The following is a 23,758-nucleotide window of genomic DNA, read 5'->3' as shown; positions in this document are numbered from 1 at the left end:
ATGTATTTGAAGATGGCCAACTCGCCGAGCGCTGGAAACTCAAAAACAAACGCCTCAACTGATCAATGTGGGGTCGGAACACTGTTTTCCCTAAGCCAGAAATATTCTGGCCATCGCTGAGATAAGTTGTCAAATGCCCACTTACTTTTGCGTCCTGCGTACTTCAACGTACAACAAACCTCGATGATGCTAAATTCCGATGACGCGTTTTGGCATTTAAGATATAAGTGCCCTTCGAATAAGATCCGTTATTATCTTTTGCCAAAGAGCAATATCGTTGGAGGCAATTTCCAGTTCCACCATTAGGAAAAATAATTTGGAACTCTGCGTTGTCGCTGGGAACGAAGTTTCCTTCCCACTCGACATGAATGATTATTGAATTTGCCCAAGGCTCAAATTGAACTCGATTGCTGTTAGTGTTGTAGTCTGATGCCCATACTCGCGCGGATTGCGTTGAAATGCGGTTCCGCTCAGAGGAATCGTACGCACTTCTGTCAAATGTACCATCTGCAATTACCTCTTCTCCCTTAATCCATTGTAAAGATAATGCTTTTTCACCCAGGAGTCGCATTCCAATTTTCATATCACCGCCACAGTGCCCTTTAAAGAATTTTCCAACAAAATTTCGATCAACGATACCGTCGTAAATGACCTGACTCCCAACCCCGGTTGTTTCGGCTGAAAGAACCCACGAGCATTTTGTTCCCGAGGGGTTTATCAAAAACATCTTGTCGTCTTTTTGAAATATTTGGAAGTTCCCCCCAGAACCATCGACAAATCTCATGAAAAATGAGCCAGGAGGTGCATCTTGGGGAATAATGCTCTCAATTTTTTCGGAGGCAAGAATGAGGGCCTGTCGATTCAGTTGGATCTCTTTCAACTTGTAATACCCAATTGCCAAAACAACTACCGCGATGACGCCCCCAGCGATCGCTTTAGCGATAAACCTTCTCCTTTCAATTTCTTTGACTCTTGCCTCGGACCTTCTTTTTCTGGCACCCGCCTCGGCGTCACGAATGACATGGGGCATGATCACAATCGCGCCCAAGGAAGCTTTGCTAGGATCACCGAGGTTGCGGAACCACGAGCATTCTCGGGCGTCCGATGTGATGGCGCGGTGGGCGGCACTTCTCAGTTCGTGCACGACCGAAGAGACAGGTACAGAGGCAGCGAGCAGTTTAACTAGCGTGTCGCCTTCAAGCGCCGGCGCCCGAGCGCCGTTACGTTCGATGTCCTGAACCTTGCTGCGGTAATCGTAAATGGCGTCATGCCAATTGCTGGCAATCTTGGAAAATTCGGATGCCGTTTCAAACTTCCCGGCGACTAGCACAACTCCTTTCTCGTGCAATTCAAGGAGTCGTGTGCCAGCCGCTCTGTCACCCTTTGAAGCGCATTCCGCAGTCTGCTTGATCGTTTCAGGCGAAAGCTCTCGGCCCTTGTATTCAACTCGATGATCACCAGTAAATTTGGCAATCGTCTGAATATAGGAAAAAGTCCGACTTTCAATTGTCTTAAGGGTAGTGTCGGTGTCCGTACCCTTGATTGCGTCGGCTAGGTCTTCCATACCGAGCTTGAAGCGCAGCCATTCAACCAATTCATTGAGGTTCGTGCCCGACGCAAAGTATTCCTCAGCTTTGTGCCAATCCTTTCGCAAATGTATCAGAAGTTCTTTAGGGAGAGGACACGGTTTTCCATAGTACAGTATGGGCGGGGCTTGAAACTCGTTGGGTTCAACCTCGTCTTCGACGGCCAACCGGTAATCGCGTTCGTTCGCCAACCACAGGCTGACCTGCTCGGAACCCCAACGCTTGAGCGGGTCACGCCGAAGTAGGCCACGGCAGAGTTTTCGCCACCCCTCTTTTTCAATGCCTTCGACCAGATCATCGACATTCTGAGTTGCGAGACGATGCGCAATCACTCCTTCCGATCGGCCTTTGAAAGGATGTTCTCCTACCAACATCTCCACGAGGATCATTCCAAGCGACCAGTAGTCCCAGCGGGTCCGGACGACTGCGACGTTGCGACGGCTCCTGTCGTCTTCGTCTGTAAAAACACCTATCGCTTCTGGCGGCGCGTAACTTATCGTCCTGTGAGCGCTAGTCTCTCTGACAGATGCATCCATCAAGGATGCGATTCCGAAATCGGCCAGCACAAGATCAATAGGCTGTCGGGTCCTGACTAGGACATTGTCCGGCTTGAGGTCCCGATGCTCGATCGGCAGTCCATGTAGATGAGTGAGCGCATCATTGAGTTCTCGTAGGATCCGCCTGACTGTCGCATCGGGCAGTTTCGGGCCCTTCTGATCGATTAGCGCTCTGAGGCTGGAATGCTCGATGTATTCAATCAACTCCCAGTAGGTGCCGTTTTCCTCGCCGAACTCCTCCAGACGCACGACATGCTCAAATCTTGCTTGTTTCAGTATGCGAAGGACTTCTTCTTTAGGCTTCTTGTCTCGGCGATAGATCTTCGCCACGAAGCGGCGACCATCTTCGCCTGCAACAACCAGAAGATCCGCTTCCATTCCGCGGGCCGGGAGCTCCTCTACAACTTCGAACCTGCTGGCCAACGCCGAGGGTAGCCAGGCACGACCAGAGCAGCCTTCCGGTATAGGTGAACCGCTCTCTTCGCGAAGCGTTCCGCCACCAGTGTGCTCTCGAACTGTCCCCCCAATAACCGATCCTTCTCGCACCGTCCGACCTGCTGTAGCATCGTCTGCTCCTTCGCGCACCGTCCGGTCAGTCATCCTACTTCCCCCATGCGATCCGTAGTCTCGGCCCTAACAGTAATCATTATTATCGAAACGTTATCCGGAGCTCCTTCCGCGAGTGTGATATCAAGGAGCATCCGCACTGACGCTTCGTCGCTATCCGAGATCATGTCCTCGATGGTCGAGGCCGATACGACGTCAGTCAATCCATCACTGCAGATGAGGTATCTCCACCCATCTACCAAAGGCTCCGTTCCGATGTGCGGTTCAATATCAATGAACTGGGGCGCGCCACCGAGTGCTTGGTTCAATCCTGCCTTTGCAGTTCCAGGTACCACTGCTCTCGGGGCAACATCGTCAACACTCAATTGCATCAGGAATGCATCTCGAAGTCGGAAGACCCTGCTGTCCCCAACATTGAACCAAAGTAAACCCTCAGCGTTGCAAACCAAGCCCGCAACGGTCGTTCCCATTCCTTCTAGGTTCGGGTCTTCCGTGGATGCATCGAAGATCGACCGATTTATTCTCTTGATAAAAGCTTCAAGACTGACGGTATCGGTCATGGGCTGATCGTTTAAAATAAAGGCATTCGCCGCCATATTGCTTGCGTACTCTCCTGCACGATGCCCGCCCATACCATCAGCAACCAGCACTACCTCACTTCGAGGCGTCGAAAACTCGAAGGTGTATGGAACAATCATCGAACGTTGCTCCTTCCACGAGCCTACCAGCAAGCAGTCCTCGTTCGAAACGCGAGTACCACCAGTATTCGTTACTGCGGCTCCGCTTATTTTCATTCGTACCCCTGAATAGTGCGAAAAACTGCTCTGAAGCTCTTGGAAAAATGCAATTGATCCCCATCGCTTATCAGATTGTCTTCGTGGACCGTTAATTGTACTCCATTCAAGAATGTCCCATTCGTTGAACCCATATCCCGGACAAACCATTCTCCCTGTGAATAGAAGACTCGTGCATGGACCCCGGAGACGGTCATGTAGCCAGAGAAACTTGCAGCCGCAGTGCAAAAAGTTATGTCTCTGCCAATGCCAAGCGCACCAGTTATTCTCAGTGGCCCCCAAGGACACTCAAGTATAGCGATAGTCCCCTCTTCCGCGTCTTGACCATTTTGGGATGTTTCGCCGTAGCCACTCTTGGATCGTGTTTCTTCGAAAGGTTCCTCAGCAATTTGGCCTTCGTCGATAATCGGCAGACCTTGCAAGGGCATGCCACAGTTTTCGTCGCCCATATGCCCTTGACAGAAGAACTCATCCGCCGGGTTCGGGTGCCGGCAGAACTTGCAGACTCTCACTCGCGCCATGACATTTTCCCAAGACTGACACCGCGTGAGGCCAATGCTCTGCGAAGCTTCTCCAAATCATGCTCGCGTGGAATTCCGGTAAGATACACGGAATCGTCGGCTACGCTAACACCCATCCGCTTCTCCTGGGACAACCTACCCCCCCGTTCAAAACTCTCTCTACCCTTCTCGCTTAGTATTCGAAGCTCCTGGTTATCTGACCCACATAGATATTTCTTAGTTGGCAGGTGCTGTTCGAACGGCCCGGTGACGATCGCGTCCAGCAACCTCAGAACCTGCGCAAATCGGCGAGACACTTCACCATAGTGAAGGCCAGTATAGCAAAGTACGTCAAAGCTGATTTCTGATGCCTCCCCCAAGTACTTAAGCTCTTCAATTATGTAGGTAAGCGCTTCCGGTTGTTCGAAGGGCTCGCCGCCACTAACTGTCAGCCCTTCAGCGCTCCCTGCAAGATGAGACCAACACCACGCGATTACTTCATTGGCATCGACAGCGGTCGAAGGGCGCAGTCCCCACGTGTCAAGAGAAACACAGCCACTGCATCGGATGCTGCATCCCTGGAACCAGATCCCGACCCGTTCACCAGGCCCAAGACTTCGGACCGGGAAATGTGCCTTATTGAGGCGAATTTTCATTCGAGTTGAGCCACTACGGAATTCTCAGAGATCTCCAATCCGACCAAGCTTATCGCGCGCCCTTTCGTCAGATCGCTTCGGAAAAGTTCACGCGAAAGTGGATTGATTAGAGCTGTCTCGAGTTTGTTTCCAATGCCTCGACCGCCATTTGTCAGATCGGAAGTGCAGTACTGTCTGACGGTTCGGATAACCTCTTCCGAAAGCGAAACCTCTAAGCCAAGCTCTCTCTTAATACGCGACGCAACGTTCGACAGCATTCTATCAAAGATCTCGTCAGCTACTTTTGCCCTAATGAAATCGAAGACGACGATGTTGTCACCAAATCTATTGAGCAGCTCGGGTCTTTGTAGTTGAAACCGAAAGTGCTCCGAGATCGCCGATCTTATTCGGCCATCAATTTCCTGGTAGGTACATTCCATAGAGACATTTTGCACTCGATTATCGTGCTGGTCTATTGAGTACATGCCAAGATTCGACGTGAATACGAGAACAGTTTCTGAAAAGAAGACTGTGCGCCCACGACCGTCCGTTAAGCGACCGTCTTCAAGGACTTGTAGGAATTTATCAAGAATCCTTGGATGTGCCTTCTCAATTTCGTCGAACAGTATCAAAGAGAACGGTTTCTGACGAACCGCATTTACGAGTTCGCCGCCACCATCAAAGCCAACGTACCCTGGTGGCGCACCAATAAGTCTTGCCTCCGAGTGCTCGGAGGAGAATTCACTCATGTCGAACCGTGTATATGCCTGTTCATCTCCAAAGATCAGCTTTGTGACGGCTTTGGCAAGCTCAGTCTTCCCTACGCCAGTCGGACCGGCAAAGAACAAGATGCCTCTAGGCCGGCCAGCTGATGAACTTGCTTGAGCGCCAGTTAGACCGAGCACCGATCGCTTTAGGATATCGAGGGTCTTCTCGACTGCGACCGACTGTCCCTTGATCGACCCTCCGATTTGGGCCTCGCCTTGCAGCAGACGCTCCCGCAAGTGGGATTGCTTCCAGGGATTGTCCGAAACCCCTACCTTAAAGCTTCTTACTGCATCCTCTATTTGATCAGCGGGAGTTCCTGATTGTCGCGCAATCGTTCGGATTTGAAGCATACCCGTCAGCGAAATCCCATCGGTCAGGTCTACGAGACGTTCTGACACCTTTAGGCGTCGAAACTCTGGAAGCTCTTTGGCACCCGGAAGGTCTTGAACCAGACGCGTCGCCGCTTGATTCCGAACCTCGCGACTTGGCAGTTCGATGGGAATTCCCTTAACTCGTTCGTTTCCAACGACAAACCAATCAGGAAGATCGTTGGGAGAATCCACCAACCAGAATACAGGGTTGAAGAGCAGTTCTCCGTTATCTCGAGGCGCGCGAATTTCCTGAGCTGTATCTGCCAACTTCAAGCAACTCGTGAAGAATTCTCTTTCGACTTCGGTAAGGTCTGTACCTCTGGATACTAGCCGCGAAGCGTAGTCAACGATCAAGCAAACTCTTAGATCGCCGCAGACCTGCATTCCCGATATAAGTCCAGCGAGGTCCCCCATGGACAGCGGACCGGGTGCCTTCTGAGTGAGATGATCACGACCTATTGCATCAACCACCCTCGCAAATCCGGCTTCTGGATGCGCGCGCAAACCGTCTACTGGGTCATAGACCAACATGACTTCTAAACCTCGTGGCGCTAGCGCTTCTCCGAGGCTCTCCACTGTTGAGCAGAACAAGTCGCCGTCCTTTGTCGGAATCAAGTGCAAGTCTCGGATGTTTCCGGAGATCACAAAGTGAGAACTGACATCGAGGTACTGTTCGACTTGTCTTATCCAATAAGGCCAGCGGCTTTGGCTTTTGGGGTTTTGGATCGTCATAAGCTTTTCATTCGCTACTTGGGAGCCGCATTGAGCGCGCGCGGGGAGCGACGGTGCTTCGGCGACGCTCAGCCTCATGCCGCACCGCGACCGGAACGACGCCCGGTTTCTCTCGCTCTGTTATTCGGGTTACTACGCCTCGCGCGGCCGCCGACGCGAGCACTGAGGCGAGATCGCCGCACCACTTCTCTTCCATACTCCGATCGCGTAGCCGACGCTCGCCACTAATCGAGTCAGCGGCATCCGAACTGCGAGTTAGGTGGACATCGAATTGCCCCCGTTGGTTATCGACTGCGAAACACACGGCATACTCCTTGAGATCAGCATTGTTGATCTGCAACTCACCGCCCGTTACCAAAACCGTCTGCATGTTGTCTTCTGCAGAATATCCGAGTTTCTCCAGTTCTTCGATCAGAACCTTGGACGCGTAGTGCCGGTCCTCCTTCGCAGTTGCTGCCGCGGCAGCAGAAGCAACCTCTGCTTCGATGCCGGAACGGAGTTTAGATTCGCCTTCACGCGCTTGAAGAAGTTCATGTTTGAGTCGCGAGACTTCCTGACCTTCCAATCCGGTTAGGTGATCAAGAAGTTCCTCAACTTTCGCTGCGACCCGATCTCGCTCTTTCTTATTCCGATTGGATCTTTGAATCCCCAGTCGGAGTTCGAGCAAGGCGCTTTCGAACTTGGAAACGTCAGTTTTTGCGAGTGCCTCTTCGCTTAATAGTTCGATTGCGCGCCGCTGGTCGCCGGCTGCGCTCGGATCAAGCAAAGACAAGGTCGCAGAAAGCTTCGCTTTCCGCATTTCCACAGTGTCCGCGTTTCTGTATTGACGACTTGTGTCCGAGACTTTTGTGGCTTTTTCAAACGCTGAAGCTTTCGAGAGCAGATCTCTGATCCTATGCACAGACTCTGCGTCGGCAAGTTGACTTTCGAGAGAAGTCAATTTCGACCGCAGTTGGTCCAACACCCTACGTAGAGTGTCATTGTCGGCGTCGTCAGAAGCTCGACCTAAGTCCTGTGACGGTAGGCCGGGAAACTCGCTTCCATATTTCTTGGTCGCCGCAGTCCATTTCGCATGCAACGCGATGAGCGCGAGCCTCGTACTATCGATACTAGCGCGGAGTTCGACTCCGATCCTGCGCTCGCGCTCTAGGTTAGAATCGACGGACCACTCACCGCACTTTGGACCGCTCATCGCGTGGCACCCCTTCGCGGAAATTACTCATTGAGAACCCAAACGAACGGTGGATTGAAGAAACCCGGTTCGGCGACTGGAACCCACTTGGCTTGGATTTTGTGAAGAACCCAGACCATCGGATCTCCAATGTACATCGGGATGCTGCAGACCATGCTGAACAACCCCACAAGTGGGACACCTTGCTGAGACATCCACGCAAACACAAATGACATAACCGACATAATGAGGACCGCAAATGGCAAAGCTATAGGATTTATGCCGCTCGCACCGCCTGTAACCGCAAAAAATAGGTATAGGCCGACACTTCCGAATGCTACGCGCCAGAGCATGAAGATTAGGGTGCTACCCCAGTTGATCCTCGACAGCATTCCATTTCCCATTTTTGGATTCTCCCAATTACATATCCTAGACCTCGACGTGTCCGACAGCGAACCCACTATTATGAAGCTTCACCTCAGGGTACTTTCAGCCACCATCGTTTCGCCCTATGAAGTTCAATGTCCTCTGCAGCCATCGAAACGGCCAAACTCCCGCGCGGGCAACTGCTACGACAAATTGCGAGACGATGTTTCCAACTGCTGTATCCGCAACTTTCCTGCCAAACAGAAAGGAAAGCAGCGCCTGCAGGGCCCAGAGTCCTACAATCGTTACTCCTGCGATGCGGACCCAAGCGGGTACGCCAGCCAAAAGCTCCGGCGAAGCTCTCAATAGTACGGGTTCGAAAGCCAGCCCCAGGAAAGCTCCGGCCATGGTCAGCGCCAGCAAACGCTTGCCTACGAAAGTGGCACCAACCAAGATGAGAAAGCCACTCACCATGATCCCCAGCGTTAAAACCTCGACCATCTACCCGCGGTTCCGAGATACTATATGGTCGAAACGGAGTTCTTGTCTCCGATGACTTCGATGTACATCTCGACGCGAGCCTGATCAGGTGAAAGCGCTTCCATATAAGCTTCAAGTAGCTGCTGCTCATCACCTGCCAGATACCCATCGGCCATCGCAATGTCGATCAGGTTGGCCATGAGCGGATTGACGTGTTCTCGATCAATGAACTTGGCCACCAAAGTGATGCACTCGTCGAAGTCGTGCCTTTTCCAAGCCTTCAGAGCACTATCCCAAGCTGGTGTCTCGTTCGGTCCATTAATACGGTGAAGGATTGACAATTCGTCGTCGTCAATGTCGCCGTCCGCAGCGATCATCGTAATGCAGGCCAGCAGAATTGCTGCCTTGGAGTCGAGATTTGTCTCTCCCCCACCCGTTAGTTTACTGAACAAACTCATTTGCTTCCCATAGGCCCCCAAAATAAAAGTGGTTCTGGTGTTTCGCAATTGCCCCTTAGCTTGGCTTGTTTAATACACCCTTAGCTGCCGCAGCCGCTTGCGCGGCGCTCTGTTTGGCTAACACTTTCGCTTCGAGAGGATCCGTACTAAAAAAGAACTAGCAATTAGGAGCATGCGGTCGCGCTACCCTGCGTCTTTGGCAACTTCAACAGCCCTTGCAAGGGAGTCATAGGACCCTTTCCAATACGAACCGTCTCGATAGATCGAAAAACTGGAACTGCTCAATAAGCCACCAGGTGTTCGCATGATTTCGTACTTGTGCCGCTTTCCGTAGACAGTTTCGACCAACTCTTTACCAGACATTCAATTTCTCTCTCTTTTGCTATTTAAATATGGCTAGTGAACTGCCCAGACTGCTAGCGAGTCAACTTTTTTCTGTGCTAACAGGCAGATTGATGATCGTAAGCACGACAATCCTCCAGTGACGAATATAAAGTTGAAGCCCATAGCTTGTGCTACCTCCAGCAAAGAAATGGCTGGCTGTCCTTTTGGGCGCCCACCACAATCTTGCGAGTGGCTCCAGTTCCGGCATCGTCGTAGTCATGCTGCTTCGTCTCACTAACGATTTAAGCGTGTATGTTGCACGAACCCGCTGTCTTGGTGTCTCATTTTAACCAAACGCTTTGAGACAGAGTTACTCGATGCGTGAACCAGTCCCCGTTTCAACGGACACTTCGCCGGTTTTGGTTTTGGCTATGACAAACCCGCGAGGTGAGTGCCATTACAGACCGCTATGTGGGTGGTTTTCGTCGTAGTCTTCGATCCAGTCTCCTGAAAATTCCAGATTGTTTCCGGCAACTGGCAGAGAATTGCCGCCGTGACGTTGGCTATACAAGTCGTGCTGTTGAGATGAGGCGCAATAGGAAGGCAAAGAACTGACGTTCAACGGGCAAGTCTGGGAGGCGCACGAAGCGATGCGTTATCTGATGCGCAGCCGCAAAGCAGCCGAGAAGGATCGATCGCGTACTTAAGCAGGGAATCTAACTGCTAGCGAGCTTTCTGATGGAATGGTGACGCTTGCAGAAAACTCATGCAATGAAGCAATTTGGAACTGGGCCGGCCCACGTCCAAAGTATGTTTCGACTAGAAAGTCTAGAGTTGAGTATGGCGTGCGATGCTCTACGTAGGCGCCATTCTCAGATAGAAGTCGTGTGCTATCGTATCGGTGAATAACCACACCGTAGGGACGCCAAAGCATGTCCACAGCTTCTGCGCGCCGGTACGCAAACATAAAAACTCTTGGTGAGATTTGATCCTTGCAGGTCTCAGGTTGAATTGAAACACCTGCAAAGACGTTTGCGATTTCGGTTGCTTCGTGATCGAAATGAAATTTGGACCATCCTCTTCCAAAGAAGTTGCTTGGCAGTTCTTCGTTCGGCCAGGCCGGAGATGGTATAAAGACCTCCCAAAATGGGTGAAGCTTAGACCTGGCTGTGCTACCAAGCTGAAACAGAAGACGCTCCCTAGCAAAGTTGCGCTCTACGAATCTGGAATCCAAGCGCAGAAGCGCAAAAGGATCAACATCTAAAGCAGCCGCGAAGCCAAATAGATCGTCGCGCTTTGATGGAATTCCCTGTTTCAGCCAACGATATATTGTGGCTCGGTCCCGCGCTCCACCAGACCGTTGCTTGCGTGTCTCAACCCGATGTTCCCATTCGACGGCGAACGCATCCACAGAGCCAAAGCGCGTCTCGATCAGTTGGCGCACCAGTGGAATGTCCAGTTCGATAGCCATTAATTCTGCTTGGTCCTTGTCTCAAAGTTTGCGTTGAAGATGAGACACGAAAACCGTGTGCCAATGCAATGTTCAACTCGCGAGCTGAGCATGCTGGAGGATCGCCCACCAGAGATTCAACCGTTCCGAAAGCCTCCCTTTCATAAATCAAAAATTCTGCAGGAGATGCCTATGAACCCTTTTCCCGCCAGCGCCAAGTACGCGATGCTCGCAGCTGAAGAGACCGTGGCCCGCATTTCGCCAGATGTTGTTTCACATTCTTTTGGGTTTACCTCGGGACCTCTCCACCCTCCGACGCAGTCTGCGAACGACTCTGCCATCTGGCAGTTCGCTGATAAGCTTCAAGTTGGCGAAAGCCTTTGGCTTGATTTTGGAAAGTTAGATCGAACAAGTCCGGTTCTGGAGTTCTCCGCCGGAGCCATCCTCCATAGTGCGGCCGATGCCGACGAGTTTCGACATGTCCTTGAGCTTGCCTTCCCGAGTTTCGACGTCGCCTCTAGGGCCTGCACCTCGCCAGCGTCACTCCCGAAACTTCGAGCAGTTCCGTTGAGGGCATTTCCCGTTACAACATACAATTTGCTCGGCGCGCCTGATCCGCGTCTGCTTGTGGAGGGACCAAGGCGCCAAGGCAATGGTCAAGCTGTGTTTCTGGGTGCCAGTAGTGCGGATGAAGCACTTTCCGAAGCCCTGCTCCTGCTTCTAGCAACAAAGACCCGGGCGCGGTTTCGGCTTGCTTTGACGTCACGCCACCTCGATTGCAGAGAATTGAGAACGCTCTCCAACATCTATCGCGACATCCTTGAGTCGCGTGGACGTTGGTTGCGATCAGGTATAGAGCTCGAACGCGTCGCAACGATGACCGAGCTGATTGAGGAGTGGCTTTCGGCAAAGACAGGCATAACGCTCTCACTTTCTGTGACTCCCGGCCTACCGGCCTTCGATCCGCTTCCATCTGCTTTGGCTACTTTGTTTTCATTGCCGCCCGCGGCTAGTAGGGAAGCAGACGAAGCAGACTTGGATCTTACCGGCTGCCTCGTGCGCGGGCAAAGGCGACCTGCCATGTGCATTTCGCAAGTCGTTCTCCAGAAATGCAGCTTTGTCGGAAGCGTTGAGGGCCACAAACCGGAGGCTAGTGCTTTCCTAGGACGCGATGCGAGCGGCTCGGCCGTCTGTCTTGGCGACGCGGCGCGATCTCGTCACGTTCTGATTTGCGGTGCCACCGGCACTGGAAAGTCGACGTTGATTCAAAACATGATAGCTGACGATATCCAAAGGGGGCACGGCGTGATTCTGATTGATCCCCACGGCGATCTCTATGAAGATGCTTTAGAGGTTGTCGGATTTTACCCCGACATCCCGGTTTGGTGTGCCGATACCGCCGACCGAGAGAATCGTTACGTCCTCAACTTACTGCAATCGGCTGATGAGGCGTATCGCAGGAGCTTCATATGCAACCAATTGATTCGGATCCTAAAATACTCGCTCTACAAAGACGTGCCCGAGGGCTTCGGACCGATGTTCGAGGCTTACTTCAGAAATGCCTTTTTGCTCCTGACCGATTGCGGCACTGGCAGGTACACAATTGGCGACATGGACCGGGTGTTCGTAGAAGCGAGTTTCCGTCGAGAACTACTCAAACACTGTAACGACGAACAGGTCGCTCGCTTTTGGCGCGGCATGGCTGTGAAAGCGGGTGGGGAGGCATCGCTTGAGAATATTGCTCCATACATCGTGTCAAAACTCACCCAAATCGTGGGAAACCCCGTGATCACCCCAATCCTGTGCGGCCAGGAGTCCACGCTCGATTTCAACGAAATTCTCGACTCAGGAGGAGTCTGCCTAGTCAACTTAGCCAAGGGGCAGGTTGGCGAGACGGAGGCCCAGATCCTCGGCAGTATCTTTTCTTCCGCGCTCTTCTCCGCCGCGTTGGCACGCGGTCGTCGGCGCCGGTCCGATCGCAGGCCCGTACGCGTTTATCTCGACGAGTTTCAAAGCTATTCAGGGGAGGTGGTCGCTGAGATCATTGCAGAGTGCCGGAAATTCGGTCTAGAGATGACGTTGGCAACACAGTCTCTAAATCGTCTCAAACGCCTCAACGGAAGCTTGGCCCAATCGATTCTTGGAAACACCGGGAACATCGTGGCGATGAGATCAGGTCCCTACGACGCTGATTTGCTGGCTGACTGGATCGGCGGAGAAGTCTCCCGCCAGGATCTTATGTCCCTATCTGATTTCAACGCGATAGGCCGGTTTCTCGATAGCGGACAGGTCAGCCTCCCTGTGCCTTTCCGCCTCTCGGAGAGCGGAATACCCATGCGTAGTCAGAGCAGCCAGAAGCGCCCATCTAAATCGGATGAGCCATCGTGATGCGGTCTGCCTTCGGTGGGTGGGAAAGCCAAATGCCCTTTAATGTCGAGCGCCCTTAGGGGTGTTCGCTTTAGATCCCTGCAATAAAATTAAGCTATTTCCCTGATATCACCACAGCAAATTGTTGGGTGTTGTCCCGTTAGCAACACGGAATTGCAATCCTCCTAAAGGGTTTTCGCTTAATTGGGAATTCTCAGCTCCAATATGGCCGTTTCCGACCCGTAATCCAAGAATCTCGACCTTCGCGCGCCTGCCCTGCCAATCTAGGAAACCGCCCCGGCTTCGAGCAGCGAATGTTCTGACCCGTCCAAGCGCACCCGTCGCCTTGTGGGTTGGTGGTACGCGGATTCACGACTGGAAACCGCTTTGCGATCACTGGTATTTGCGAAATGTCATCAGTGTGATCTTGGCAATCACCACTGGCCTCCTCCTTTGTTTCTCTTTTGATGGGGATGAAAGGAACGCCTGAAGAATGTTCCTTCAGCTCGGTATTGAAGATCTCCGCCTTCGGCTCCGATCACGAGATACTTTTTGAGCTTCAGCAAGTAGAAAAACGGTTTCCGGAGGGCCCTCCGTTTTTCCGCCTGCATCCTTCATTCGGTCCCTTCCGGCTTATCCCCATCGAAACAAAGGAGAAGCCAAATGGCAATCGATGGAAAAATCACCCGCACTGACGACGACGCAATCACCGGCTGGATCGCATCACTGACCTTCGACGTGGACATCACGTTGACGAAGAACCCCCACAAGACCAAGGAGACGCACCCGGACTTCGAGATCACCACCCGCACCCCACGCAAGCAGGTGATCCGCATTGGATCGGCCTGGGCACACCGGGCATTGAGCAGCGGTCGCAAAGACCCGAGTGCCACTCACGGCAAACTCCGTCGACTCCCTCCCGGGCGGCTTTTTTCAGCGACAACACAGCGAAACATGCGAGGATAAAGGCATGAAGGAGACGCCCGATCCACGGCACGATTTGCCCAAGCGTCGCTTGACGGAAACGCGCCGCATCGTGACGCCCGAAGGGCACACCATCCGCCTGTCCGTTGGATACGATCCCAATGAGGATGGGAGGCCGCGCGAGGTTTTCTACTCGGCTGGTTTCAAATCCGGTTCTGCGCTGGAATTCCAGAGGCAAGACGCCTGCGTCCTGATCTCGCTGCTATTGCAGCACGGACCTCGCCCAGCCGGTATTGCCAAGTCACTGGCCCGGGCTGAGTGCCCGGATGGTTCCATCGCTTATGCCAGCATCATTGGACTGATCGCCGACGAGCTCGTGAAAGCGCAGCCATGACGGCCGGTCACTTAGCGGCCGAAATCCGTTACGGCATCGCGCTTTTCACCAATGACCTGCAGAACAATCCGAATTTTTTTTCTGACGGGTAGGGCCGAAGAAGCGCCGCGGCCTCCTCCGGCGATCCCGTCAACCAGGTTTGGTAATCTTCTGGCTGCAGGATCACTGGGATTCGACCCTTTGCGTGAATCGGACGCACAAGGTCATTGGCTTCGGTCGTCACCATTGTATGCACGCAGCGCGGATGCTCCGGCTCAAGAAGATCTTCTATCTCTCGACGCCAAAGCCCCGCAATCGCAAATGGGGGCCGCTCTTCTTCTTCACCAACCAACGCAAACCAATAGTCTGTCGCTGGCCTTTGGCCCTTCGTCTCGTTGAAACTCGACGCAGGAATCAGGCACCGACGCTCCTGAAAACTCGCTTTCCAAAGGCCAGATTTCATCAGCTTGTCGTCTCGGGCATTGTTCCAGGCTGCCGGTTTGATCGGTTTGCCGGTGCGTTTCGACACCTTTGGTGTTCGAAACCCCCACGACATCTCAATCAGTTCGCGATTTCCCTGGTCATCCAGCGCGACAACCGGCGCAGTGCCTTTTGGATGGATCGCCGATCTCGGTTCTGCGTTGCCAAGTTGGTCATGGCGTGGATCGACCTTGAACAGCCTTCGCATGGCCTCAACGGCTGTGGTGTTGGAGTAGAGGTTGCACATGCTATGGAGTTCCCTGATCGCGATGTCTGAGATCGGGCCGATAATATTGGATTTGGCATCGGTCGAACAGCAACGCGTTTCGATCTAGCGCTTTTTCACAGACGCGGGCGGCGATGAGTGTCTTGGCATCAGGCATATAGGTGTCTGGTCCAACCAGATCAGCGAAACGGTCGCGAGGATAGACACCAATCCGCTTGCAGTCCCAGCAGACCAGAATTATGAGGCGTTCGGTGATGTCCTTTACTAGCTTGCACCCGGGGTAGGCTTTGGGTTTTCGCATAAATCGCTAAAGAACACAACAAGAACATCAAAGCAACAGATCAGCTCACATGAGCTTGGGTCCCTGGGGGTTCGGACAAGCCGAACGCCGCTGCGGGACGTGTGCGGCAGGGATGCCGCCGACAGCAAGCAAAATAGACATTCCCGTGTTGTCGGCTCCGCCGCCTGCCCGCGCCAGTCATGTCGATTTTGTCCGCTGTCTACTGATCCTTTCTTTCATCGCATTCGATGTTTCAGGAGCAGGCGCATTCGCGCTGTCCCTCAACCCCGACCCATTGGGCGACAGACCCAAGCAACACCACGAAGGAGAAATGTCATGGATTTATCCCGGTCCCCGGCCCCACCGATCACCATCCACTGCGCGACCTGTGACAGTCAGGACGTCCGTCGCGACGCCAGCGTCGAGTGGAACACGGAACTGCAGATGTGGGAGATCGTCACCGTCCATGGCAATGCCGATTGCGAAGACTGCGGCGGCGAAACCAGCCTGATCGAAAAGGCGATGACGGCGGGTGGCTCATGAAACCTGCTGTTCGGCTGATCGAAGGGCTGCACATCACAGCCACTGACAAGCGTAACATTCTTGATTGCATCGAATACCTGCGCTGCGAAGACGACCATGCGCAATGGCTTGGGCGTAGAGGGTCTACAAAGCGCTATTGCCTTTCGAGCGACCCAGTCCAAGCGAACCGATTTCACGTTCTGATAAGCGAGAGCTACCGCGCGGATTCCGGCGCGAAACGTGAACGGCAATCAAAAGTCATCATCGAAACCACGGGCGTTGATCCGCTTCCGTCCGCGTCTTGGCAGATCGACCACGGCGACCTATTCGACGGGCTGAATGAAAACAAACCCTCGGATTGAGCAGACCCAAGCAACATCGGAAAGGAGGCCGTCATGCCCAAATATGACGTCTACGAAGAGGTGACAAACCAGATCATTGCAGCTTTGGAACAGGGTGTGAAACCTTGGGAATGCCCTTGGCAGACAAATGCTGCGGCCCTGCCCTTGCGGGTGACTGGAGACAGCTACAGGGGGATCAACTACGTTCTTTTGAGCCTCAAAGCATGGGCTGAGGGTTACCGGAACCCAGTTTGGATGACGTTCAAACAGGCGAAAGACTTGGGTGGCATGGTGCGCAAAGGCGAGAAGTCATCCCTCGTCGTCAAATACGGCACATTTGAAGCGAAGGAAGACGGACAGGAGGGCGAGGCAGAAGCGAAGACGCGCGGCTATCTCAAAGCCTACCGGGTGTTCAACGTGCAGCAGATCGACGGGTTGGAAGACTAGTTTCCTACACCAGAGGAGACCGAGCCGCTGGCAACGCGGCCCATCGAACAGCTTTCGCATGTCGCTGCCGCGATGATTGAGAACATGGGCGTAGGGTATGCGGAAGGCGGGGACCGAGCATGCTATATCCCTTCAAAGGATCAGGTCCACATGCCCGAATTCCCGAAGTTTATGGCGGCGGAGTTATTCTATTCGACGCTCTTTCATGAATTGTCCCATGCGACCGGTCACGCGGATCGGTGCGATCGCACGAAAGAAAAGGCTGGGTCGAAGTTTGGGAATGCGATCTACGCCATGGAGGAACTGGTTGCCGAGATATCTGCGGCCATGATGGGGGCGCAGCTTGGCTTTCAGCCGGGCCATATTGAGGACAAGGCCCGCCGCATCGCCGCTGACTGTCTGTTCGTCGCGCAACATGCGAGGACGCCAGCATTGAGCGCGTTGGCGACACCTGGGTCATACGTTACATCCATCACTTAGGTATATCCGACCCCGCAGGGTAACCGCATATTCTTTGCTAGATGCTATTTCCTCAGGCTGTCCGAAAACACGGTTCTGCGGCCTTTGCAATCATCAAATGAAACCTACCAGCTTCGGCACAAACTGATGGTTTTTTCGAGTTAAGTGGCACCTCTGCATCGACCGGAGATTCCCTGATAGGTACCGTCCTTGCATGTCCTTTCTGAAGCTCTTCGAAGATCAGGCGCGCTACGCAAAATTTCCAAGCCTCTGGCTTGAGGAGAAATGCGACATCTCCTTGGATCCCTGGCAACGCGAGTGGCTGGACATGGCCGCGAACCCACCCACGCGCAATGGGGTGGTCATAAGCACGCACGCCCTTCGCGCACCTCGCCGGTCTGGGAAGACAACCATCTGCTCGGGCCTCGCTGCATGGTGGGTTGCGAACCGAAAGTCCGTCACCTTGAGCCAGCTTCCCGGGCAAGAGCCCACGCGCGATTTCGACTTCTCGCGCGAACCGACCGTGGGCTGTTTTGCTCGAACCGTTGAGCAAGCCTCAGAGGTCGTGAAGGAAGCTGCAGGGTTCCTGAAGGCCGCTGGCCACCCTCTCCACAACGTCGCTGCAGATCGTCTTCGGACCAAGCGAGGGGGCGTCATAGCCAGCTACACGGCTACTGCATCAGGCCGGGGTCGCACCCTCGACCTCGCCATCCTCGACGAAGCGGGCTTTCTCGATCAGGGCGGCGATGAAGCTGCGGCGGTTATTTCCCCAATGCGCGCCACCAAAGACCCGCAGTATTCAGCATTATGCGTCGTGTCATCACCTGGGGCAGCGACAGGCCTGTTTCATCGCCTGATCACCGAACCGAAGGTGAACTCGGCGACATCGACATCAATCTCCATTTCCATGAACCCGCGCCTGACCCGGGATTTCCTCGAAGGCGAGTATCACACTTTGGGCGCAGCAACCTTTGGCTCGGAATACGGGGATCTGAACGACTTCACACAACCTCCCAGGTTCAAGTCCATCGGCGACACGGTCTTCGACCTGCAAGCCCTCGACGGCGCTTTGGATGACGGCGTCGAGGCGCTCTCGCCTCCCCCACTGGTCAGAGGAGCGTAGCGCATGACGTCACTCTCCGGGCAGAACACGCTGATCTCTGTGGACCCTGCGCTTGCGACACGAGGTGACTTCGCTGCCTTTTTGATCTTTGTCCGGCGCGGCTTCGAGGAGAAGACCACTCTGCCGATTGCCGACATCCCGCATATCGAACGACACTAGGGATTGCGCTACACCGAAATCGTCGATCGCATCGTCGCGTTGCGCAAATACCTGCTCGGCGATTGTGGAGCCGCGACGGCGCATGTCGCGCTGGATGCAAGTGGCAGTGGTCGACCCATCTTCCAGGCCGCCAAGGATCGGATCGGCCCGCCTGTCTTTGGGTTTTCCGTGACAGGTGCCGATGCGCATAACCTAGAGCCCAGCCAGGACGACTTGCTGTCGGTGTCGCGCACGGCTGCTATTCTTTCGCTCGACAGCGGCTTCCAGTCGAGGCGCATCCATATTGCCAAACAAGTTGAGCTGGCTTCTGAACTGAAGAAGGAAGCGGAGTCGCTGTCAGCCCGGGTTGGCGCGGCCGGTCGGATGCTGATCAACCCACCCAACATCCAGCACGCAAAATACGATGACCTCGTGATGGCAGCTGCTCAGGGCTGGGCGATCTGCCAGAAACTCTGGACGCCACAGGCCATCGCGCGCTGGCGCACCTACCAGCCCGACATGATGAACTTCAGACATCCAGCGCCTGCCTCATGAACCAGCTCGTACCTGCCTCCACCCTTTCCACTCCATCGCAGGTTCCACGTGCGGCTGCACATCTGTCATGGGATGGTTTGCGGCTGACAGGCGTCGTCACCTTGTCCGAGGTCATACGGGCTCGCAGGCCACGCTTCGATCACCCTACGGGCCTCAGGGCCCGGATCGACGGGGGCATCCCTGTGGACGCCGGACGCGTCGTCTACATCGCCAATGCAGAGGCACGCACGCCAGCTGCGGCCATGAAGCTCGCAGAGGTCTTCCTTGACCGTGCCTGGGATGAGTGCCCGTGGTCCTTGCTCGTGATGATGGATGAAGCCGTAGGACAGCTTGAGATGCGCCGTTCCATCGCACGCTGGCTCGACGCCAAGCAAGCCTTGACCCCCTCGCGTGGGCTTGCGCGGCTTTTCACGCTCAGGCTGACAGACGATGGTCAGCTACCCGAAGGCGGGCGCGACCACCGCGTCTATTACCTCGCAATCCTGCGGTCGCTTGTTCTCGACATTCTGCTCGAAGCACGCGAGCCGAATGCCGTTCCTCGTTGGGGCGTTGCCGACGACGATAAGCTCGTGACGACGCAATTGAGAGAAGCACTGGAGGCCGTTCCGGATCAGATCGACGAAGATCTGAGAGGCGTCCCGCCTCTTGCCCGATCCCTCGCCATTTCTGTCGCTGCCGCGATCGACAAAGTTCCTGCGTGGCTGGAGCCTGACAAGCCCGGCTGGGACCCTGATCACGCCGCGTGGCAGCAAGCCTACGACAGTATGCCCAAGGGAAGATGACATGTTGTGGGGCATCGATACACCCACCGGCGTCGTGCCCGTGCGTGACGTCGCCCGGGCGATCCTTGATGATCCGAAGGAGAACGGTCTCGTCCACGTTGCGGACTGGCAGAAAGACATCAAGGAGGGCGACATCGTTGCGCTCTGCGACATCTTCAAGAGCAGCGACCGGTCCTTCGCCTCCTCCGAAGGATATGTGGGCGGTGGCGCATTGAAGGACACTTGGGCGCTCACCACCGGACGCGTCACGGAGGGTTACGACGATGGGGCGATCGCGCTCATGGACGGGGAGCATTTCGCCTGCCTGGTGCTCTGTGTGCTTCCTGACGTTGCCCTCCCGAGCAACCTGACCCCCGAACGGCTCCTGTCGCGGCTCATGCACAAACGGGAGATCGTTCTGATGACGGAGCAACCTTGTGCCGCATGGCAACCAATGATCCCAGCCGCATCTGCCTGAGCCTTGTTACGCAGTTCCGATCTCGAAACAGCACCAATGCGTTGGGCTTTCGCCCGTTCCATAGTGACAGTCCGCCGCACGTCCGCTTTTCCTGCCGACACGTATTCCTCTTACATCACTCACGGAACGGCCCGTACTGTCGCCACTTTGTCCCCTCTATCCAGCCGGCAGTACGGGTTTTTGTCTTTTTCGGCCAGAAAAGCGCCAATGCTCTGTTGAATGGCGTGAATTCACACGCTGCTTCGAGTGCGCAGACTACATGTCAGGCCAAGCATTTGGAGGGTAAAAGCTATGCTAAGGATCATACCATTCGCGTTAGCGGCAGCATTGGCGATCCCCGCGAGTGCAAACGCGTGGGTTCTTGAAGATGTCGTCAACCCAGAGAACTTCAACAGCGTCGCTGTTGAGGTCGTAGATGGGGCCGTAGATGGTTGTTGGACAAACATTGGTGAAGCCAGAACTTACGCCGAGGACAAGCTTTCTGAGCTGGGATACGATGTTCTGGATGACGATGAGAAAGTGCATTTCCGGATGAAGTTGTATATCAATAGCCAGCGCAACGTGGACACTTGCATCGGGTCTATTATCGTAGAACTGGTAGCTCCCGCTTATCTGTCAGAGGGTAACCAAAAAGCTGCGGCTGTTATCGGAGATACCGGCGGCATTTTCTGGAACTACGACAATGCCAATCTCCTGATGCTTGAGTACATCAGGGAAATGACCGAAGAGATGGAAAGTTCCGCGGGCAAGGGCTCCTGATCTTGCTGCTAACCAGCGCTATCGGACTTCTCCCCGACGCCTGATTTGACGATCTCCATGTCACCTTCGTAGGGCTTGAGGAGCGCGAAGGCGTCTTCAGTATCCCCATCCAGCCACTGATCGTAATCTTGTGGGTTTAAGATCACGGGCATCCTCTGTGGGTGTATTGGCCGGACAACATTGTTCGCTGACGTGGTGATCATCGTATATGCAGGGACCTCCTCAGGCCCCTCCTTCCCTTCGTACCGGGAGATCTGCCACATCCCCGCCAGGGCGAACTGAGGCCGCGCCTCAGCGCCTTTGAGAGCGAACCAGTGATACGTCGCCGGATTGCGTCCCTGGGCCTCACAGAACGAGCTTGCCGGGACGAGGCAGCGCCGCTCTTCGAAGCTGTATTTCCAGAGCCCGCTCTTCAGCACTTTGTTATCGCGGGCGTTGTTCCAGGCGTTGGGTTGCAGGATCGCACCTGTTTTTTTCGATTTCTTCGTCGTGCGGAATCCCCATGACAGCGAAACAAGCTCACGCGCCTCGTCCTCGTCTTTGCGGACGATGGGCGCCATGTGCTTCGGGAAGATCGCGGGTAGCGGCTCTGCATTGCCGAGCCTGTCGCGATCGACGGCGACGTCGAACAGCTGGCGCATCGCATCTGCAGGGATCGTGTTCGAATAAAGATTACACATCAGGCCACCTCGCTGACTCGCGAGCCTACACGACTGGGCAAGAAAAAATCACCACCCCTGAGAGGTGGCGTTCCTGGTCACGCCACCAAGACGAAGAGTAACCCTGCTCTCTAGCGGTAGGCTAATAACGCGTGGCGGAAGAACGAATTGCCAGGTTTCTGGTTCGAAGCAATTGTAGAGTAGATTGCGTCGGATGGCCGTTTCCGCCCTCTCGGCGACAGCTTATGCGCTCAGGGCATGAACCTGGCGACTGAGGCGGTCGGCAGCTCAGAACTAAGCGGCTATTCGCTGCGTTCTGTGTGAATGGCTGTTGAGCGGAGATGCTGTTGAAAAAGGCGGTTTGATTTATCGGCTTGCCAAATGAGCGACTGGGTTCGGACGACTGATCACGCTGGCATTGGTCTCAGCTTGGCAAGCTTTCGGAGGTTCTGGACGGTTGCAGCGAGGTGAAACTCATCTTTGGCGCCGTTTGGTCCCCTGAGGCGGAGGCGGTCGAGGCCGATGATGCGTTTGAGGTGGGCAAAGAGCATCTCAACCTTCTTTCTGGCGTAGCTCGACGCGACATAGGCATCGGTTTTGGCGATGTCGCGCGCCTTCTGACGTGCATCCTCGTGTCGTGACCGTGAGATCTTCCGGGTCACCTGGTTAGGCGTGCACCGGAGCTTCAACTGGCAAGCCGCGCAATCCTGTTTGCGGGCATAGTATTTCTTGAAGCCATCCTTGCCGAATGCCGGCCGTCCCTTTGAGATGTTCCGCCAGTAGGGCCTTAGCTCCTTTCCCCGGGGCACTGGTAGGCATCGGTCTCGGGATCGTAGGTGAATTCGGTGGCCGGGAACGCGCCGTCCTTGCGCTCGGATTTGTCGAAGACCGGAATGTGTGGCTCGATGTCTTGCTCTTCGACAAGCCAGCCGAGCATGTCTGCCGTGCCATAGGCCGTATCTGCCGCCAGAAGCCCCGGGTGCAGGCCGAAACGGCCTCGCGTTCTCGCCAGCATGTCGCGCACGGCACCAACCTCGGCCTGTCGGATCGGCGTGGTGGCCTCGACATCCACGATGACGGCATTGTCCAGGTCGACCAAGTAATTCGTACTGTAGGCAAAGAAGGGCCTGTCACCATTGGCGCTGGTGAACCTGGCCGCCGGGTCGGCAGGCGAGATCGCCTTTGGCTTCACTGGGGTCGCTGTGCCGAAGGCAGCGTCATCAAGAGTGTTGAGATATTCCTGTGTTGCCCGGCTCACCGCATCCGATGCGGACCAATCCGAGAAGTCCACCTTGGTGTAGCGGCTGGCATCCGCCTTGATCAACGAAGCATCCGCACCGAAGCTTTCGCCACCGACCAGCCCCTCAGCGATACAGCGCGCCAGCACTTGCTCGAACAGATGCCGGAAGAGGTCACTGTCACGGAACCGCCCGTGCCGGTTCTTGGAAAAGGTAGAATGATCCGGCACGCGATCAGCCAGATCAAGGCGACAGAACCACCGATAGGCCAGGTTCAGATGCACTTCCTCGCACAAACGCCGCTCGGAGCGAATGCCCATGGCGTAGCCCACAAGCAGCATCCGGATCATCAGTTCGGGATCAATCGAGGGGCGACCGGTGGCGCTGTAGAATGGCGCCAAATGCCGACGCAGATCACCAAGATCGACGAAGCGGTCAATACCTATCAGCAGGTGATCCCGCGGCACGTGGTCTTCCAGCGAGAACTCGTAGAACAACGCGCCCTGTGCTTCCTGCCTTGGTCCCATCATCGCGATCAACCTCCATCTATGTCGGAAGTGAATCAGCCACTTGTACCTCGATCAAGCAGGAGTTTTTCAACAACATCCGGACGAAGCGGTCATTGACCAAACTTGGCCGAGTAAGCCACTGACTCAACTCCAAGATGAACCGCAGGCGCATTGGCCTCAAAATCGCTTAACGGAATTGGAAATTTCGTTAAACATGTGGGTTTGAAAGGTCGCTGACAGAAATTCTCAGATGTCGTCAAGCAGTGCTGTTCTATACCCGCTGCCGCTTGTCGGAGGCGCTGGCCCTGAACTGAGTGAGAAAACTTCCACAACTGCGCTCGACCACATGGTGTCTTCAAA

At 54.6% G+C, this 23,758-nt stretch carries 24 protein-coding genes and 1 pseudogene; 13 read left to right on the top strand and 12 right to left on the bottom strand.

The features are described from left to right. Window positions 1–163: 163 nt before the first annotated feature. From ACR3EQ_RS04675 to ACR3EQ_RS04635, 9 genes are all read right to left on the bottom strand, one after another. Complete coding sequence (locus ACR3EQ_RS04675; RefSeq protein WP_480489899.1) at window positions 164–2,743, bottom strand: serine/threonine protein kinase; 2,580 nt, start codon at window positions 2,741–2,743, stop codon at window positions 164–166. After that, window positions 2,740–3,408, bottom strand: a complete 669-nt coding sequence (locus ACR3EQ_RS04670; protein ID WP_480489897.1) for a PP2C family protein-serine/threonine phosphatase — start codon at window positions 3,406–3,408, stop codon at window positions 2,740–2,742. Before ACR3EQ_RS04670 ends, ACR3EQ_RS04675 begins: the two co-directional genes overlap by 4 nt. A gap of 92 nt (window positions 3,409–3,500) precedes the next feature. Then, on the bottom strand, window positions 3,501–3,932 hold the full coding sequence (locus ACR3EQ_RS04665; RefSeq protein ID WP_480491743.1) for an FHA domain-containing protein: 432 nt from the start codon (window positions 3,930–3,932) through the stop codon (window positions 3,501–3,503). A gap of 80 nt (window positions 3,933–4,012) precedes the next feature. Further along, window positions 4,013–4,660 carry a 4Fe-4S single cluster domain-containing protein gene (locus tag ACR3EQ_RS04660; RefSeq protein ID WP_480489896.1) on the bottom strand — a complete coding sequence of 216 codons (648 nt, stop codon included), beginning with the start codon at window positions 4,658–4,660 and terminating at the stop codon, window positions 4,013–4,015. Beyond that, on the bottom strand, window positions 4,657–6,510 hold the full coding sequence (locus ACR3EQ_RS04655) for an AAA family ATPase (protein WP_480489894.1): 1,854 nt from the start codon (window positions 6,508–6,510) through the stop codon (window positions 4,657–4,659). The genes ACR3EQ_RS04660 and ACR3EQ_RS04655 overlap by 4 nt, the downstream gene beginning before the upstream one ends. A gap of 7 nt (window positions 6,511–6,517) precedes the next feature. After that, the gene (locus tag ACR3EQ_RS04650) at window positions 6,518–7,309 is read right to left on the bottom strand and encodes a hypothetical protein (protein WP_480489892.1); all 792 of its coding nucleotides are present in this window, start codon (window positions 7,307–7,309) and stop codon (window positions 6,518–6,520) included. Window positions 7,310–8,170: 861 nt separating this feature from the next. Continuing rightward, window positions 8,171–8,548: a hypothetical protein gene (locus ACR3EQ_RS04645; RefSeq protein ID WP_480489890.1), complete on the bottom strand. Its 378-nt coding sequence runs from the start codon at window positions 8,546–8,548 to the stop codon at window positions 8,171–8,173. Between the two features lie 20 nt (window positions 8,549–8,568). Continuing rightward, window positions 8,569–8,985 carry a TerB family tellurite resistance protein gene (locus ACR3EQ_RS04640; RefSeq protein WP_480489888.1) on the bottom strand — a complete coding sequence of 139 codons (417 nt, stop codon included), beginning with the start codon at window positions 8,983–8,985 and terminating at the stop codon, window positions 8,569–8,571. A 1,027-nt stretch (window positions 8,986–10,012) separates the two neighbouring features. Further along, window positions 10,013–10,780, bottom strand: coding sequence for a hypothetical protein (locus ACR3EQ_RS04635; RefSeq protein WP_480489887.1), 768 nt, complete (start codon window positions 10,778–10,780; stop codon window positions 10,013–10,015). A 90-nt stretch (window positions 10,781–10,870) separates the two neighbouring features. Between ACR3EQ_RS04635 and ACR3EQ_RS04630 the strand changes: the two genes are divergently transcribed. The 3 genes from ACR3EQ_RS04630 (at window position 10,871) to ACR3EQ_RS04620 (ending at window position 14,444) form a co-directional block, all read left to right on the top strand. After that, the gene (locus ACR3EQ_RS04630; protein ID WP_480489885.1) at window positions 10,871–13,147 is read left to right on the top strand and encodes a type IV secretory system conjugative DNA transfer family protein; all 2,277 of its coding nucleotides are present in this window, start codon (window positions 10,871–10,873) and stop codon (window positions 13,145–13,147) included. A 642-nt stretch (window positions 13,148–13,789) separates the two neighbouring features. Further along, window positions 13,790–14,092, top strand: coding sequence for a DUF736 family protein (locus ACR3EQ_RS04625; protein WP_480489883.1), 303 nt, complete (start codon window positions 13,790–13,792; stop codon window positions 14,090–14,092). Window positions 14,093–14,096: 4 nt separating this feature from the next. After that, the gene (locus ACR3EQ_RS04620) at window positions 14,097–14,444 is read left to right on the top strand and encodes a TSCPD domain-containing protein (RefSeq protein ID WP_480489881.1); all 348 of its coding nucleotides are present in this window, start codon (window positions 14,097–14,099) and stop codon (window positions 14,442–14,444) included. A gap of 28 nt (window positions 14,445–14,472) precedes the next feature. Here the strand turns inward: ACR3EQ_RS04620 and ACR3EQ_RS04615 are convergent, their stop codons facing one another. Then, window positions 14,473–15,150, bottom strand: coding sequence for an SOS response-associated peptidase (locus tag ACR3EQ_RS04615; protein WP_480489879.1), 678 nt, complete (start codon window positions 15,148–15,150; stop codon window positions 14,473–14,475). A 595-nt stretch (window positions 15,151–15,745) separates the two neighbouring features. On the opposite strand from ACR3EQ_RS04615, the gene ACR3EQ_RS04610 reads away from it, so the two are divergent. The 10 genes from ACR3EQ_RS04610 to ACR3EQ_RS04565 all read left to right on the top strand — a co-directional run bounded on the left by ACR3EQ_RS04610 (window position 15,746) and on the right by ACR3EQ_RS04565 (window position 20,992). Next, complete coding sequence (locus ACR3EQ_RS04610; RefSeq protein ID WP_480489877.1) at window positions 15,746–15,952, top strand: hypothetical protein; 207 nt, start codon at window positions 15,746–15,748, stop codon at window positions 15,950–15,952. Next, window positions 15,949–16,293 (top strand): hypothetical protein, encoded by a 345-nt coding sequence (locus tag ACR3EQ_RS04605; RefSeq protein ID WP_480489876.1) that lies wholly within the window; start codon window positions 15,949–15,951, stop codon window positions 16,291–16,293. The genes ACR3EQ_RS04610 and ACR3EQ_RS04605 overlap by 4 nt, the downstream gene beginning before the upstream one ends. Window positions 16,294–16,326: 33 nt before the next feature. Next, window positions 16,327–16,719, top strand: coding sequence for an ArdC-like ssDNA-binding domain-containing protein (locus ACR3EQ_RS04600; protein ID WP_480489874.1), 393 nt, complete (start codon window positions 16,327–16,329; stop codon window positions 16,717–16,719). Between the two features lie 72 nt (window positions 16,720–16,791). Further along, window positions 16,792–17,199, top strand: coding sequence for a zincin-like metallopeptidase domain-containing protein (locus ACR3EQ_RS04595; protein ID WP_480489872.1), 408 nt, complete (start codon window positions 16,792–16,794; stop codon window positions 17,197–17,199). 193 nt (window positions 17,200–17,392) lie between these two features. Further along, a complete protein-coding gene (locus ACR3EQ_RS04590) occupies window positions 17,393–18,301 on the top strand; it encodes a hypothetical protein (protein ID WP_480489870.1) in 909 nt (302 codons plus the stop codon). Window positions 18,302–18,304: 3 nt separating this feature from the next. Next, window positions 18,305–18,460, top strand: a complete 156-nt coding sequence (locus ACR3EQ_RS04585) for a hypothetical protein (protein ID WP_480489868.1) — start codon at window positions 18,305–18,307, stop codon at window positions 18,458–18,460. Between the two features lie 3 nt (window positions 18,461–18,463). Further along, entirely contained in the window at window positions 18,464–18,994 is a 531-nt protein-coding gene (locus ACR3EQ_RS04580) for a hypothetical protein (RefSeq protein ID WP_480489867.1), read from the top strand. Beyond that, entirely contained in the window at window positions 18,991–19,776 is a 786-nt protein-coding gene (locus tag ACR3EQ_RS04575; RefSeq protein WP_480489865.1) for a hypothetical protein, read from the top strand. The genes ACR3EQ_RS04580 and ACR3EQ_RS04575 overlap by 4 nt, the downstream gene beginning before the upstream one ends. A 1-nt stretch (window position 19,777) precedes the next feature. Beyond that, window positions 19,778–20,233, top strand: a complete 456-nt coding sequence (locus tag ACR3EQ_RS04570) for a hypothetical protein (protein ID WP_480489864.1) — start codon at window positions 19,778–19,780, stop codon at window positions 20,231–20,233. Between the two features lie 291 nt (window positions 20,234–20,524). After that, window positions 20,525–20,992, top strand: a complete 468-nt coding sequence (locus ACR3EQ_RS04565; protein ID WP_480489863.1) for a hypothetical protein — start codon at window positions 20,525–20,527, stop codon at window positions 20,990–20,992. Window positions 20,993–21,000: 8 nt separating this feature from the next. On the opposite strand, the gene ACR3EQ_RS04560 is transcribed toward ACR3EQ_RS04565, so the two are convergent. Continuing rightward, entirely contained in the window at window positions 21,001–21,672 is a 672-nt protein-coding gene (locus tag ACR3EQ_RS04560; protein ID WP_480489862.1) for an SOS response-associated peptidase, read from the bottom strand. A gap of 386 nt (window positions 21,673–22,058) precedes the next feature. Next, a pseudogene (locus ACR3EQ_RS04555) lies at window positions 22,059–23,419 on the bottom strand (transposase). Window positions 23,420–23,758 lie beyond the last annotated feature (339 nt).

The sequence above is a fragment of the Ruegeria sp. AN11 genome, from assembly GCF_056536005.1.
The sequence above is the reverse complement of the archived record's forward strand: the minus strand, read 5'-3'. Positions and strand labels throughout refer to the sequence as shown.

Excerpts from the sequence above, each read along its gene's own strand:
- ACR3EQ_RS04645 (WP_480489890.1), bottom strand. The coding sequence starts at position 8,548 with ATGGTCGAGGTTTTAACGCTGGGGATCATGGTGAGTGGCTTTCTCATC.
- ACR3EQ_RS04640 (WP_480489888.1), bottom strand. The coding sequence starts at position 8,985 with ATGAGTTTGTTCAGTAAACTAACGGGTGGGGGAGAGACAAATCTCGAC.
- ACR3EQ_RS04675 (WP_480489899.1), bottom strand. The coding sequence starts at position 2,743 with ATGACTGACCGGACGGTGCGCGAAGGAGCAGACGATGCTACAGCAGGT.
- ACR3EQ_RS04600 (WP_480489874.1), top strand. The coding sequence starts at position 16,327 with ATGCCCAAATATGACGTCTACGAAGAGGTGACAAACCAGATCATTGCA.
- ACR3EQ_RS04605 (WP_480489876.1), top strand. The coding sequence starts at position 15,949 with ATGAAACCTGCTGTTCGGCTGATCGAAGGGCTGCACATCACAGCCACT.
- ACR3EQ_RS04665 (WP_480491743.1), bottom strand. The coding sequence starts at position 3,932 with ATGCCCTTGCAAGGTCTGCCGATTATCGACGAAGGCCAAATTGCTGAG.
- ACR3EQ_RS04560 (WP_480489862.1), bottom strand. The coding sequence starts at position 21,672 with ATGTGTAATCTTTATTCGAACACGATCCCTGCAGATGCGATGCGCCAG.
- ACR3EQ_RS04630 (WP_480489885.1), top strand. The coding sequence starts at position 10,871 with ATGCTGGAGGATCGCCCACCAGAGATTCAACCGTTCCGAAAGCCTCCC.
- ACR3EQ_RS04635 (WP_480489887.1), bottom strand. The coding sequence starts at position 10,780 with ATGGCTATCGAACTGGACATTCCACTGGTGCGCCAACTGATCGAGACG.
- ACR3EQ_RS04655 (WP_480489894.1), bottom strand. The coding sequence starts at position 6,510 with ATGACGATCCAAAACCCCAAAAGCCAAAGCCGCTGGCCTTATTGGATA.
- ACR3EQ_RS04610 (WP_480489877.1), top strand. The coding sequence starts at position 15,746 with ATGGATTTATCCCGGTCCCCGGCCCCACCGATCACCATCCACTGCGCG.
- ACR3EQ_RS04595 (WP_480489872.1), top strand. The coding sequence starts at position 16,792 with ATGATTGAGAACATGGGCGTAGGGTATGCGGAAGGCGGGGACCGAGCA.
- ACR3EQ_RS04650 (WP_480489892.1), bottom strand. The coding sequence starts at position 7,309 with ATGCGGAAAGCGAAGCTTTCTGCGACCTTGTCTTTGCTTGATCCGAGC.
- ACR3EQ_RS04670 (WP_480489897.1), bottom strand. The coding sequence starts at position 3,408 with ATGATTGTTCCATACACCTTCGAGTTTTCGACGCCTCGAAGTGAGGTA.
- ACR3EQ_RS04615 (WP_480489879.1), bottom strand. The coding sequence starts at position 15,150 with ATGTGCAACCTCTACTCCAACACCACAGCCGTTGAGGCCATGCGAAGG.
- ACR3EQ_RS04660 (WP_480489896.1), bottom strand. The coding sequence starts at position 4,660 with ATGAAAATTCGCCTCAATAAGGCACATTTCCCGGTCCGAAGTCTTGGG.
- ACR3EQ_RS04620 (WP_480489881.1), top strand. The coding sequence starts at position 14,097 with ATGAAGGAGACGCCCGATCCACGGCACGATTTGCCCAAGCGTCGCTTG.
- ACR3EQ_RS04585 (WP_480489868.1), top strand. The coding sequence starts at position 18,305 with ATGACGTCACTCTCCGGGCAGAACACGCTGATCTCTGTGGACCCTGCG.
- ACR3EQ_RS04625 (WP_480489883.1), top strand. The coding sequence starts at position 13,790 with ATGGCAATCGATGGAAAAATCACCCGCACTGACGACGACGCAATCACC.
- ACR3EQ_RS04590 (WP_480489870.1), top strand. The coding sequence starts at position 17,393 with ATGTCCTTTCTGAAGCTCTTCGAAGATCAGGCGCGCTACGCAAAATTT.
- ACR3EQ_RS04565 (WP_480489863.1), top strand. The coding sequence starts at position 20,525 with ATGCTAAGGATCATACCATTCGCGTTAGCGGCAGCATTGGCGATCCCC.
- ACR3EQ_RS04575 (WP_480489865.1), top strand. The coding sequence starts at position 18,991 with ATGAACCAGCTCGTACCTGCCTCCACCCTTTCCACTCCATCGCAGGTT.
- ACR3EQ_RS04570 (WP_480489864.1), top strand. The coding sequence starts at position 19,778 with ATGTTGTGGGGCATCGATACACCCACCGGCGTCGTGCCCGTGCGTGAC.